The following is a 12,882-nucleotide window of genomic DNA, read 5'->3' as shown; positions in this document are numbered from 1 at the left end:
GGCGTGGACCGTCAGCCGCGACCGAGCGCGCTACGGCAAGGAGGGGCTCATGACGATGATGGGGCGATGTCGGATGGCGGTCTGCGGGCTCACGTTGATGACGGCGGCGTGCGGATCGAGCGAGCACCTCGACGAAGGCGAGAAGGTCGCGTTCCTCACGCGAGCGCCGACCCCGGCGGGTGAGTTCACACCGGTGCAGCTCGAGGCCACGCTCGACAGCCTCGTCGCCGAGATGAACAAGAACCCGATCGAGCCGATGCACATGGCGATCCTGCTGAAGAACATCACCGGCTTCTTTGCGCCGGTCGCCACGGGGGCGAATCGGGCCATGAGCGAGCTCGGGGTCACGGGGAACGTGTTCGGGCCCACCGGGAACGACGACGATGAAGCGCAGGTCATCCAGGCCAAGCAGCTCAAGGAGATGGTGGCGATCGGCGCCGAAGGGATCGGCGTCGCCCCCTTCGGCGACGCCCAGAAGGAGGCCATCGATGAGGCCGTCGCGAAGGGGGTCCACGTGGTCACGCTCGACACCGACGTGGCGCCCGACAAGCGCTCGCTCTACGTCGGGACCCTCAACCGGTCTGCCGGTGCCACGGCGGCGAAGACCCTGCTCGCGCATCTGCCCCCGCCGCCAGGCACGGTGATGATCCACGGCCACATCGTCGAGGGTTGGGCCGACGGGATCGATCGGACGCAGGGGGCCCAGGAGGTGCTCGAGGGCGCCGGTTACAAGGTCGTGACGGCTCAAGCTTTCTTCGACAGCGATGACCAGTTCGACCTCGACTGGATGAGGTTCCAGTTCGAGCAGGCGGATCCGCCCGTCGTGGGCATGGCCGGCCTGTTCGACATCTCGTACAGGTGCGCGATGCTCGCGGAGCTCGTGGGCAAGCCGGAGCTCCCCATCGTCACGTTCGACTTCGACCCGAAGACCGTCGAGTACATGCGGCAGGGGCGCATCAAGGCCACCCACACCCAGCGGCAGTATTACGAGGGCTACCTCGCTCCCTATATCATCTACGGCATCAAGATCATCGGCCTCGACGCGACCAAGCAGATCCTCTCTCCCCTGATGATGGACGACCCGAGCCGGGTGAACACCGGCGTCGACGTGGTCCCGGGAAACAAGGTCGACGAATATTACGCGTTCCTCCACAAGATCGGCGCGAGCCAGTAGCGGCGGGGCCGTCCAGCGGCGCGAGCCTCGGGTCGTGCTCCTCGAGCGTGGGGCGCGAGGCTTTCCATGGTGACGAGAACCATTCTTGATACGGACATCTGGTCCGAGATCCTCGAGGCGAAGGATCCGATCGTCGCAGAGAGGGTGCGAGCCTATCTTATGAACCCGCAGGGCACTCAGGACGCCCTGCGGTACGCATATGGCCCAACAAGCCGCTTCTGCCGACCGCGCTTCGCGCAGCGGCAGACCGGGCAGGGCGTTCGGCGGGCGGGCGTCGCGCCAAGGTGGACCCGGTACTGGCCGTCAAACGGTGGGCACAGTGCCCCCGTCGATCAGGTACTCGCTCCCATGGATGGACGCCGCCCTGTCGGAGGCAAGGAACGCGACGAGCTCCGCGACCTCTTCGGGCCACGCGGGACGCCCGATGGGGATGCCGCCGAGCGCGCTCATGATGCCCTGCCGGGCTGCGTCTTCATCCGTACCGGCGTAATCGGCGAGGCGCTTCACCAGCGCGTCGGCTGCCGTCGTGCGGATCCATCCCGGGGTGATCGAGTTCACGCGGACGCCCTTCGGTCCCAGCTCCTTTCGACACCGGTCAGGGCCCGGCCGGCTCGGTCAGCACCACGGAGGTGCCGTAGGCGCGACCTCTGCGCGAGGTCGTCGGAGCCGCCGTCGTGGAAGCCGCATTCCTCACCTGCGTTGCACAACCCCGTGGGCGGTCCGTGCAGGAATCCGCATTCAGGCGCGCCCCCGCCGGCGGCGACCGATTCACTGACCTGCTGGCTCAGGCCCGCTCCGGACCCTTGCTGTCCTGGCTCTTCGGGCTGGACGCGGCGTCGTCGGCGTCAGCTCGTTCCAGCCACTTCTGCGCCGCGCGCACGAGCGTCTTCACCTCGCCTCGGGAGAGGCCCTCTGCGCGCTTCACGAACGCTTCGAGCGCCTCCCGAGCCTTGCCCGGCCGCCCTGCATGGCCCTGCAGTCCCCCTTCGTGATAGAGCGCCTCCACGAGCGACGGATTCAGCCGCAGCGCGCGCCGGGCGGCGGCGATGCCGGCGTCGACGTCGCCGCCGCCGGCGTGCTCGCGGAGCGCGCAGGTCGAGGCGGCAAGGGCGAGCTGGGCGCCGGCGTCGTCGGGGCGGGCGTGCGCGGCCGCCACGGCCTCGGCGTGCTGCGCAGCGCGCGCTTTCCCCTGCCGGATCTCGCGCCGGCAGCGAGCGCAGTCGACAGCGTCGGCGTCGATCAGGAAGCGCAGCGTCTCGTACCAGTACCGCTGCTCGGTCGCGCGAAACACGAAGTCTTCACCGCAGGTGCGACAGCGCCGCTGGCGATCGACGTAGAACAGCACCGGGCCGCCCATGCCGAACACCTGGCGCGAGACGTTGGCGCGCACGGCGCCGCGAGGGAGCTTGCGCACGTCGTCGGGGTGGAGGTCCCAGAGCGAGAAGCTGCGTCCCTCGGGCGTGGTCACCGTGCGCTCGATCAGACGCAGCGCTCCGAATTCGGAGTCGCACACCCGCACCCGCGCCTCGGAGGAGGGGGGCGATGGGTCGCGGCGCGGCCGGCGTCTGGCCATCCGACACGGATAGCAAGACCAGGGCTCCAGCGCGAGAGCGGCCGCCGTCAAGCTCCTCCAGGAAGGTCGATTGCCGGCCAGCCATCAACGAGGGCCATGATTTCGTCGCGGGGCCTGCTGCCCTTGCGGACAGGGCTCCAGATTACCCCGCGCCCCGGCGGACCAGGGCCCGCAGGTGCGGCGAGAGGGCACGGCCCGAGAAGAAGAGGTCCCGGAACCAGCGCTGCGCCGGGTCGTCGTCGTGGCGCTGCGACCACAGCGCCACGACCTGCGCGGCGGGCAGCTCGAAGGGCGGCGCGAAGACGCGCAGTCCGAAGAGCTCGCGGGCGCGCTGGGCGACGCTGCTCGCGATCGTGCAGATGAGGTCGGAGCTGCGCACGGCGAGGGGCGCGGCCATGAAGTGAGGCACGCGCAGGGCAACGCGCCTGCTCTTGCCGAGGCGGGCGAGGGCGCGGTCGACGGCGCCCTCGCGGCGGCCCTCGACGCTGACGAGGACGTGGCCGAGGGCGACGTAGGTCTCGAGGTCGAGGCGGCGCTTGATCGCCGGGTGGCCTTTGCGGACCACGACGGCGAACGGCTCCTCGTGGAGCGGCGCGCGGCGGAGCCCGGCGGCGGGCACGGGCTGGGAGGCGCCGATCAGGGCCAGATCGATGTCGCCGAGGACCAGCGCGGGGACGACATCGGGGGAAAAGCGCTCGATCTCCAGGCGTACGGAGGGGGCGTGTTTGCCCAGGTGATCGAGGACGTCGGGCAGGGTCGTGAGCTCGAAGTGGTCGACGGTGGCGACGCGGAAGGCGCGCGTCGAGGTGCGCGGATCGAAGGGCTCGGGGGACGCGAGGGCGCGGCGGAGGTGCTCGAAGGCGGCGGGCAGGGCCGCGCGGAGCTGGAGGGCGCGCGGCGTGGGGGCGAGCCCGCGGCCGAGGGGGGTGAGGAGGGGATCGCCGAAGAGCTCGCGCAGGCGCGCGAGCGAGTGGCTCATCGCCGACTGGCTGACGTGGGCGCGGCGCGCCGCAGCGCTGACGCTGCCTTCGATGAGCAGCGCCTCGAGGGCGGGGAGGAGGTTCAGGTTGACGCTGCGGATATCGATCTCGCTCATGTCTGGTATGAGATACATCCCATTTTCCTCATGGGTCCAGCGGCGCATGCTGAGCGGCCTATGAGGGTGAGCGACGTCGAGGTCCTGGTGACGGGGGGTACGGGGTTCATCGGGCGCTGGCTGCTGGCCGAGCTGACCCGGACGAAGGTCGTGGCGGCGCCGGTGCGCCGCGCGCGGCAGCGGGCCGTGGCGCTCTCCGCGTTCGTCGACGCGCACGGCGGCGATTCGCGGCGGCTCCTGGTGGTCGAGGGCGATGTGGAGGAGGCGTCGCTCGGTCTGGTGGACCGCTTCGAGCACGTGCGCGACGTCTATCACCTGGCGGCGCGCTTCGCCTTCGGGCTCGGCGTGCAGGAGGCGCGGCGCTGCAATGTCGATGGCTCGCTGCGCGCGGCCGGGTGGGCGCTCGCGCTGCCCTCCCTGCGGCGCTTCGTCTATCTCGGCGGCTACCGCATGCTGCACGCGAGCACCCGGCCGGGCGCGGAGGGCGCGCTGACCGAGCGCGCGCGGGGCGGGCTGTACCGTCAGCACGGCGCCTACGAGGCGTCGAAGCACGAGTCGTATCTCGCCGTGCGCCGCTTCGCGGCCGAGCGCGGGCTGCGCTGGACGGCCGTGCACCCGAGCAGCGTCATCGGCGACTCACGCACCGGCGAGACAACGCAGCTCACGGGCCTCGGGGAGACGGTCGAGCGGCTCTGGCGGGGCCGCCTGCCGGCCCTGGTCGGCAGCGAGCGCACCTTCCTGCCGCTCTTGACCGTCGATTACCTTGCGCGCTTCCTGGCGAGCGTGCCCGAGCGCTTCGAGACGACGGGACAGGACCTCTACGTCCTCGATCAGGCGACTCCGCGGCTGCCCGCGCTGATCCGCGGCATCGCCGCCCACCTGAAGCGCCGCCCCCCGAGGTGGGTGCTGCCCGTCGGCCTTGTACGCCTGCTGCCGGAGGCGCTCACCGGGGTGCCGCGAGAGAGCCTGTCGTTCCTCGCCGAGGACGCCTATGACACAAGCGCGGCCGACGCCCACGCCCGCGCGATCGGGCTGGCGATGCCGCCGATCCAGACGAGCGTGGAGCGCTGGTGCGACCACCTCGTAGCGACGCGCTTCGGCGCCGCACCCGAGGCCGCGCGCAGCCGCGCGCCGGCGTCCTCGGTCGCCTGAGGCGATGAGCGGCCTGTAGGACGGAGCTGCAGATTCCCCTGGGGGGGGCATGATCGCGGTGCGTGTGGCGCTCGCGATCACAGGATCCGCTTGGCCGACCCAGGCGCGGTCCATGAGGCCGGCGTCCCACCCGCCGGCCACCGCATGGGCCGCGGCGCCGCGGCGCCCCTGCGCGCTTTACGGCCCGACAACCCGCGCCCTAAGATGTCGTGCCCTGCTTCGCGTGGCTCTCCTTGTCGAGGTCTTCCATGTCCGCGCCGTTCCAGCGATCGTTACGCGCCCTCGCAGGGGACGGGCACCGCGGGGTGACGTTGGGCGTCGCCGCGGGGGCCGTGCTCGCGGCGGTCTGGGCGGGGTGGTTCCTGCGGTCGCGCGTGTCGGTGTACGCCGTCACCGAGAGCGCGCGCATCGAGGTCGAGCGGGCGGCCCACCCGGTGCAGGCGTCCGCCTCGGGCAGGGTCGTCTCCCTGAACCTCGCCCTCGACAGGTGGGTCGAGGTGGGGGACCCGCTCGTCGAGCTCGACGCGGAGGCGCTGCGGCTCGACCTCGCCGAGAAGCGGGCGCGCCTCGCCGGCATTCCGGCGCAGCTCGCGGCGCTCGAGAAGCAGATCGCCGCGAAGCAGGCGGCGCTGCAGGAGCACAGGCGCGCCACCGCAGCGCACACGGCGGAGGCGCGCGCGCGGCAGCGCGAGGCGGACGCCGTCGCGGGGTTCACGGAGGCGGAGGCGAAACGCGCGACCCTGCTCCGTGAGGACGGCCTCGTCTCCGATGTCGACCTCGCGCGCAGCCGCTCGGAGGGGCTCGCCCGCCGCGCGGCCGCCGATGCGCAGCGCCTCGCGGTGGGTCGCCTCGCCGCCGAGCAGCTCATGGCCGAGCGCGACATCGAGGCGGACGTCGCGGAGCTCGAGCGCACCGCGGAGGAGCTGCGCACCCAGAAGGGCTCGCTCGAGGCGTCGATCGCCGCGGCGACCCACCAGATCGAGCTGCGCACCCTCCGGGCCCCCATCGCCGGCCAGCTCGGCGAGGCGGCGCCGCTGCAGGTGGGCGCCGTGCTCGAGGAGGGCGCTCGCGTCGCCGTCGTCGTGCCGCGGCGGGAGCTGCGCGTCGTCGCCGATTTCCCTCCCGCGACGGTCGTGGGCCGCGTGCGCCCGGGTCAGCCCGGGTGGATGCGGCTCGACGGTTTTCCCTGGGTGCAGTACGGGACCCTGCCGCTCACCGTGACCGGCGTCGGGAGCGAGCTCCGCGACGGCAAGGTGCGCGTCGAGCTGCGCATCGCGGGGACCCCTCCGGCCGGCGTGCCGCTGCAGCACGGCCTCCCCGGCATGGTCGAGGTCGAGATCGAGCGGATCAAGCCGCTCGATCTCGTGGTTCGCGCCGCGGGCCGAGCGCTGCAGAGCGCCCCCGTCGAGCCCCTCTGAGCCCCCGAGGCCCCTTGCGACAGCACCGCTTCCTCGCCCCCGAGGTCATCCAGACATCCAGCATGGATTGCGGGCCGGCCGCGTTGAAGTGCCTGCTCGACGGCTTCGGCATCCCCGTCAGCTACGGCCGGCTCCGCGAGGCGTGCCAGACCGACGTCGACGGGACGTCCATCGACATGCTCGAGGAGATCGCCGTCCAGCTCGGCCTCGAGGCCGAGCAGATCATGCTCCCCGTCGATTACCTGCTGCTGCCGGAGGCGCGGGCGACACCCTCGCTGCTCGTCGTGCGGCTCCCCAACGGCGCGGCCCACTTCGTCGTCCTCTGGTCGCGCCACGGGGGCTTCGTGCAGGTCATGGACCCGGCCACGGGGCGCCGGTGGATGCGCGCCTCGGAGCTGCTCGCCGACGTCTACGTGCACACGACGACGGTGCCGGAGAGCACCTACCGTGCCTTCGCCGCGTCGGAGCTGGCGGCGCGCGTCCTCACGCGGCGGCTCGAGCGCCTCGGCGTCGCCGGCGCCGCGCGGCGGGTGGCCGCGGCCGCCGACGCCGCCTCCTTCCGGCCCATCGCAGAGCTCGACGCGGCGGCGCGGATGGTCGACACGATCTGCGCCACAGGAGGCCTGTCGCGCGGCGGCCAGAGCGCGCGCGTGCTCGAGTCGTTCCTCGATCGGCTGCGCGACAGCCCGCTCGACGGCCCGCCGGAAGCGTGGGCGGTCCCCCAGATGTTCTGGACCGCGTGGCCCGGGCCGGAGTCGCCTCCGGGCGAGCCACGGCTGTTCCTGCGCGGCGCGGTGCTCGTCGCCGTCTCGGGCCGCCGCGCCGCCGCGAAGCCCGCCGGTGCGCGCCGCGGGGAGGCGGGCCCTCGCGGCGCGCCGCCCGCCCCGGCGCCGACCTCGCCGGAGCTCGCCCTGGCGCTCCGCGCGCCCGCGGCGCGGCCGGCGCGGGAGCTCCTGCGCCTGCTCCGCGAGGGCGGCCTCACCGTGCCCGCCGCGCTCGCGTGCGCGCTCGCGCTCACGACGCTCGGCATCGTCGTGCTGACCGTGCTCTTCAAGGCGCTGCTCGAGATCGGCGCCCAGCTCGGCCTGCACGAGCAGCGCCTCGTGGCCATCGCCGGGCTCCTCGGCTTCATCCTGACCCTGATCTCGCTCGAGGTCCCGACCGCCCTCGGCGTGCAGTGGATGGGGCGCCACCTGGAGGTGCGCCTGCGCGCGGCGTTCCTGCGCAAGATCCCGCGCCTCGGCGATCGCTACCTCCGGAGCCGCCTGGCCTCGGACATGGCGGAGCGCTGCCACGCCGGCCAGCGGCTCCGGCAGCTGCCGGACCTGCTCGGGCGGTTCATCCGCTTCTCGATGGAGCTCGTGCTCACGACGGCCGGCATCATCTGGCTCGATCCGCAGGGCGCGCCGGCCGCGATCGCCGCGTGCGTCTCCTCCGTCGCCGTGCCGCTCGCGACGCAGCCGCCCCTCACCGAGCGGGACCTCAGGGTGCGCAGCCACGGCGGGACGCTCACGAGGTTCTACCTCGACGCGCTCCTCGGCCTGCTCGCGATCCGCACGCACGGCGCCGAGCGCAGCGTCCGCCGGGAGCACGAGGGCATCCTCGTCGAGTGGGCCCGGGCCTCGCGCTCGATGGCGCGGGCGGTCGTCTCCGTCGAGGGGGTGAACACGCTCGTCGCGTACGGGCTCGCGGCGCTGCTGCTCGCCGGTCACGTGGGCCGCACGGGCAGCACGTCGGCGGCCCTGCTCATGCTGTTCTGGGCGCTCAACCTCCCCGCGCTCGGCCAGGAGATCGCCCTCATCGCGCGCCAGCTCCCGGGGCACCGCAACGTCATGCTCCGCCTGCTCGAGCCGCTCGGGGCCGCCGAGGAGTCGCCGGCCGGCGGCGAGCGGGTCGAGGAGGACGCCGAGCCAGGGGACGCGCCCAGGGGGGTACGCCTCGAGGGCGTGCGCGTTGTCGCCGGCGGCCACACGATCCTCGACGACGTGAACGTCGCCATCGAGCCCGGCGAGCACGTCGCCATCGTCGGCCCGTCGGGCGCCGGCAAGTCGAGCCTTGTGGGGCTCCTGCTCGGGTGGCATCGACCCGCGGCCGGCGCTGTCCTCGTGGACGGGCTCCCGCTGTCGGGCGCTCGCCTGCGCAGGCTGCGGGCCCGCACGGCCTGGGTCGATCCGGAGGTGCAGCTCTGGAACCGGCCGCTGCTCGACAACCTCACCTACGGCACCGACGAGCTCTCGGGCACCGGCACCGTCCTCGACGACGCCGATCTCGTGACGCTGCTCCGCACGTTGCCCGACGGGCTGCAGACCGACCTCGGCGAGGGCGGCGGGCTCCTCTCCGGCGGCGAGGGCCAGCGCGTCCGCCTCGGCCGCGCCATGCTCCGGAAGCGCCCCGGCCTCGTGCTGCTCGACGAGCCGTTCCGCGGGCTCGATCGCGCGCGCCGCCGCGCGCTGCTCGCCCGCGCCCGCGAGGTGTGGGCAGGGACGACGCTGCTCTGCATCACGCACGACGTCGGCGAGACGACGTCGTTCGGCCGCGTGCTCGTCGTCGAGGAGGGCCGCGTCGTCGAGGACGCGCCGCCCGAGGTGCTCGCCGCCCGCGAAGGCTCCCGCTACCGCGCCCTGCTCGACGCCGAGCGCGAGGTGCAAGAGACGCTGTGGGCGAGCGCCGCGTGGCGCAGGCTGCGCGTCGAGCACGGCCAGGTCGTGGAGGGGAAGCTCCGGGGATGAGCGCCTCGCTCGACAGCGCAAGCTGGCCGGCGGCGCGCCTCGGCGAGGCGATGGAGGCGCTGGCGCGCGCCGCCGCGCTGCCCGTGAAGGGCGCCGGCGCCCCCGCCCCGCCCGCGGATCTGCTCCGCCCCGAGGTCACGCAGCCGGGCGGCCTCCCGCTCGGGCGCTGGATGGAGGGCGCCGCCAGCTTGCTCGGCCTCGAGGCGGAGCCGGTCGAGGCCCGCTACGGCGACGTCGAGGCGCTGATCCGCCGCGCGGGACCGGCCGTGCTCCGCGTGCAGGGCCCGGAGGGCCGCTTCCTCGCGCTGGTCGGCGTGTCGAGGGGGCGCGCGCGGCTCGTCGGGCTCGACCACGCGGTGATCGAGGTGGACGTCGAGCCCGTGCGGTCCGCGCTCTGCTCGACCCTGGAGGCCCCGCTCCTCCCGGCGCTCGATCGGGTGCTCGCCGACGCGGGGGTCGCGCGCCGCGAGCGGGCCGCGCGGGCCATCCTGCAGCAGCAGCTCGGAGGCATCGTCCTCCGGGGCTTCTGGCTCCTCCGCCGGCCGCCCTCGGCGCCCCTGCGCGAGCTCGCGGCGCAGCTCGGCCTCGCGCGCCGCCTCGCGGCCCTCTTCCTCGCGCACGCGATCGAGTACGGCCTCTGGCTGCTCTCGTGGTGGGTGGTCGGCCGCGGCATCCTCGCCGGCCACGTCGACCGGGGCTGGCTCTGGGCGTGGGGGCTGCTCCTGCTCACGGTCATCCCGTTCCGCCTCCTCGCGACGTGGTTCAGCGGCCTCTTCGCCATCGACGCGGCGACGCTCCTCCGGCAGCGCCTCCTGGCCGGGGCCATGCAGCTCGACCCGAACGAGATCCGGCGCCGCGGCGCGGGCGGGCTGCTCGGCACGGTGCTCGAGGCGGACGCTGTCGAGTCGCTGGCGCTCGGGGGCGGGCTGGTGTCGCTGGTCGCGGTTGTCGAGCTGCTCATGGCGGGCGCTGTGCTCTGGGCCGGCCCGCGCGCCGGGGCACAGCTCGCGGCCCTCGGCGCGTGCGTCGCGGCGACGGCGCTCCTCGCGTGGCGGTACCACGCGCGCCGGCGCCGCTGGACGCGCGCGCGGCTCGCGATGACCGGCGAGCTCGTCGAGGGCATCCTCGGCAGCCGGACGCGCGTCGCGCAAGAGAAGGAAGAGCGCTGGCACGAGCGCGAGGACGCCGGGCTCTCGGCGTACCTCGCCGAGTCGACGCGGCTGGATCGCGTGCAGGCGGCGCTCTCGGCGCTGATCCCGCGCGGGTGGCTGCTCCTCGGCGCGCTCGCGCTCGCGCCCGCGTTCATCTCCGGCGAGGCGCAGGCCTCGGGGCTGGCCGTGAGCCTCGGCGGCGTGCTGCTCGCCTTCCGCGCGTTCCGCACGCTGGTCGCCGGCATCACGGATCTCGCCGGCGCGGGCGTCGCGTGGGAGCAAGTCTCGCCGCTCCAGGGGGCGGCGGCGCGCGAGCGGCACGCCTCGCCGGCGGCCCTGCTGGGCGTCACGGGCGCCGACCGCCGGGGCGAGCGCGTGCTCCTCGACGCGCAGGAGCTGAGCTACGCGCACCCGGGCCGACCGGCCCCCGTCCTGCGCGAGGCCAGCCTGCGCATCGTCCACGGCGACCGCCTGCTGCTCGAGGGCAGCTCCGGCGCGGGCAAGTCCACGCTCGGCTCCATCCTCGCCGGGCTGCGCCCGCCGGAGAGCGGCCTGCTCCTGCTCGGCGGCCTCGACTTCCACACCCTCGGCCGGAGCGGCTGGCGACAGCGCGTCGCCTCGGCGCCGCAGTTCCAGGACAACCACGTCCTCTCCGCGCCGTTCGCCTTCAACCTGCTCATGGGCCGGCGGTGGCCGCCCCGCGCCGGCGATCTGGAGGAGGCCGAGGCGGTCTGCCGCGAGCTCGGCCTCGGCCCGCTGCTCGATCGGATGCCGGGCGGCATGCTCCAGCTCGTGGGGGAGACGGGCTGGCAGCTCTCCCACGGCGAGAAGAGCCGCCTCTACCTCGCGCGCACGCTGCTCCAGTGCGCGGATCTCGTCATCCTCGACGAGAGCTTCGCCGCCCTCGATCCCGAGACGCTCCGGGGAGCGCTCCGCTGCGCGCTCGAGCGCGCCCCGACACTGCTCGTCATCGCGCACCCGTAGCGCGCGTCCCTGCCCTCGCGCTCGAAGGCAAGCGCTATAAACATCCAGTCACGCTGCGTCGAGGTCAACGCGAGACACGCAAGAAAACGAAACGACACGGCGATGCAATGGTACTTTTCTCCGTGGACGCAGGCAGCCGGCGCGCGATCTCGGTATGACACCGTAAGACACCGTGATCGGACAGGCAATGACATGAGCGCGATTGATGGACGCTTGACGTCGCTCCTGACATGGGTGATCGCTTTGTGCGTGCCCGCACGTCCCGGGGCACAGCTGCCTAATGCAGTCACAAGGAGGCAATGTATGGAGAACAAGGTCGAGAACAAGGTCGCCGAGCAGCAGGAGCAGCCCAAGAAGGAAGAGGCGACGAACGAGAAGCGCGCCATGAAGATCCGCCTGAAGACGGGCGTCATGGCCGGCCCGGTCGTCGCGGTCCACCTGTGATCGCAAGCGCGACGCGGATCGCGCGGTGGTCCCGTGATCGCGAGCGCGACCCAGGTCGCGCGGCCGTCCCGTGACTTCAAGCGCGCTCTGCGTCGCACGAGCGTCCCGGAGCGTTGCTGCCCGCAGGGCTCCGGGACTCTTTTCGACGCTGCCGAAGGAGATTGGGTCATGTTGGAGTCATCGGATTTGCAGCCCCGCCTGGCCTGTGAGGTCGCTTCACAGGGCAAAGAGATCGTCCTCGTGCGGGATGGCCTGGAGTTCGCCATCGAGCCCGAGGGCTCGTCCGCGGAGGAGCTCAAGAGCTTCCTCACCTATCTCGACGGGACGCGAAAGCTGAGCGACATCCAGCGGGAGCTCGATGCGGGTCAGCGGCAGCGGCTGAAGACGTTCCTCGAAGATCTCGACCGCTACCGGCTGCTCGACGACGCCGGCCGGGTGAAGATCCGCTCGGGCACGCAGGCGCTGCTCGAGCTCGAGGATCTCTCCAGCGAGCTCATGGAGAAGAGCATCAACCGCAACATCTTCTGGACGAGCGTCCTCGGCGAGCCCGGGAAGTGCCCGAAGAGCGTCTTCTACGGCCTCGCCATCGAGAATTACCACTTCCTCTTCCGGGAGAGCCTCTTCGACTCTCCTGTCCTGCCGTTCGTCCCCAGCGCCCGGGCGCGGCACCTGATGAACGAGTTTTATTGCAGCGAGTACGGCCACGACGAGCTCGTGCTGCGGGCGCTCAACGCCATCGGCGTCAGCCGCGCCGACGCGGACGACTCGCTGCCTCTGCCCGAGACGCTGGCCCTCTGCAACGCGCTCTCCTACTGGGCGAGCTGCGATCCACTCTTCTTCTTCGCGACGCTGGGTGTCCTCGAGGGCAAGGATCCGGAGGTCGATCTCTTCATCGAGGCGTGCGAAAAGAACGAGCTCCCCCCCGGGTTCATCGGCCCGATGCGGCAGCACTCGGACATCAACCGCAAGGCGGAGCACGGGAACCTGACGCGGCTCATCTTCGCGGAGATCCCCTTCATCGACGACGAGACGATGGCGCGGATGCGGCGGCAGATGCGCCTGTTCGTGGAGATGTACGACGACTTCTACTCGTCCATCTGGAGCTTCTACTCTACGACGACCAATCTGGTTCGCAGGATGTCGACCCTCTGATCGTGGGAG

At 72.7% G+C, this 12,882-nt stretch carries 9 protein-coding genes and 1 pseudogene; 7 read left to right on the top strand and 3 right to left on the bottom strand.

The features are described 5' to 3' along the window. Positions 1-49 precede the first annotated feature (49 nt). Positions 50-1,174 carry a sugar ABC transporter substrate-binding protein gene (locus WMF28_RS44655; protein ID WP_437599881.1) on the top strand — a complete coding sequence of 375 codons (1,125 nt, stop codon included), beginning with the start codon at positions 50-52 and terminating at the stop codon, positions 1,172-1,174. 303 nt (positions 1,175-1,477) lie between these two features. On the opposite strand, the pseudogene WMF28_RS44650 reads toward WMF28_RS44655, so the two are convergent. From WMF28_RS44650 to WMF28_RS44640, 3 genes and pseudogenes are all read right to left on the bottom strand, one after another. Continuing rightward, positions 1,478-1,759, bottom strand: a pseudogene (locus WMF28_RS44650) (SDR family oxidoreductase); the annotation flags it as partial. Positions 1,760-1,958: 199 nt separating this feature from the next. Further along, positions 1,959-2,747 (bottom strand): zinc-ribbon domain containing protein, encoded by a 789-nt coding sequence (locus tag WMF28_RS44645; RefSeq protein ID WP_437599879.1) that lies wholly within the window; start codon positions 2,745-2,747, stop codon positions 1,959-1,961. A 142-nt stretch (positions 2,748-2,889) separates the two neighbouring features. Continuing rightward, positions 2,890-3,843, bottom strand: coding sequence for a LysR family transcriptional regulator (locus WMF28_RS44640; protein ID WP_437599878.1), 954 nt, complete (start codon positions 3,841-3,843; stop codon positions 2,890-2,892). A 60-nt stretch (positions 3,844-3,903) separates the two neighbouring features. Between WMF28_RS44640 and WMF28_RS44635 the strand changes: the two genes are divergently transcribed. The 6 genes from WMF28_RS44635 (at position 3,904) to WMF28_RS44610 (ending at position 12,873) form a co-directional block, all read left to right on the top strand. Beyond that, positions 3,904-4,995, top strand: a complete 1,092-nt coding sequence (locus WMF28_RS44635; RefSeq protein ID WP_437599877.1) for an SDR family oxidoreductase — start codon at positions 3,904-3,906, stop codon at positions 4,993-4,995. Between the two features lie 305 nt (positions 4,996-5,300). Then, positions 5,301-6,413 carry an HlyD family secretion protein gene (locus WMF28_RS44630; RefSeq protein ID WP_437599876.1) on the top strand — a complete coding sequence of 371 codons (1,113 nt, stop codon included), beginning with the start codon at positions 5,301-5,303 and terminating at the stop codon, positions 6,411-6,413. 14 nt (positions 6,414-6,427) lie between these two features. Then, the gene (locus WMF28_RS44625) at positions 6,428-9,142 is read left to right on the top strand and encodes an ATP-binding cassette domain-containing protein (RefSeq protein ID WP_437599875.1); all 2,715 of its coding nucleotides are present in this window, start codon (positions 6,428-6,430) and stop codon (positions 9,140-9,142) included. Next, positions 9,139-11,277 carry an ATP-binding cassette domain-containing protein gene (locus WMF28_RS44620; RefSeq protein WP_437599874.1) on the top strand — a complete coding sequence of 713 codons (2,139 nt, stop codon included), beginning with the start codon at positions 9,139-9,141 and terminating at the stop codon, positions 11,275-11,277. The genes WMF28_RS44625 and WMF28_RS44620 overlap by 4 nt, the downstream gene beginning before the upstream one ends. 303 nt (positions 11,278-11,580) lie before the next feature. After that, entirely contained in the window at positions 11,581-11,721 is a 141-nt protein-coding gene (locus tag WMF28_RS44615) for a hypothetical protein (RefSeq protein WP_437604392.1), read from the top strand. Positions 11,722-11,889: 168 nt separating this feature from the next. Further along, positions 11,890-12,873: an iron-containing redox enzyme family protein gene (locus tag WMF28_RS44610; protein WP_437599873.1), complete on the top strand. Its 984-nt coding sequence runs from the start codon at positions 11,890-11,892 to the stop codon at positions 12,871-12,873. The last annotated feature ends 9 nt before the right edge of the window (positions 12,874-12,882 follow it).

Origin of the sequence: Sorangium sp. So ce590 (genome assembly GCF_051521365.1) — a bacterium.
GTDB lineage: Bacteria > Myxococcota_A > Polyangia > Polyangiales > Polyangiaceae > Sorangium.
The sequence above is the reverse complement of the archived record's forward strand: the minus strand, read 5'-3'. Positions and strand labels throughout refer to the sequence as shown.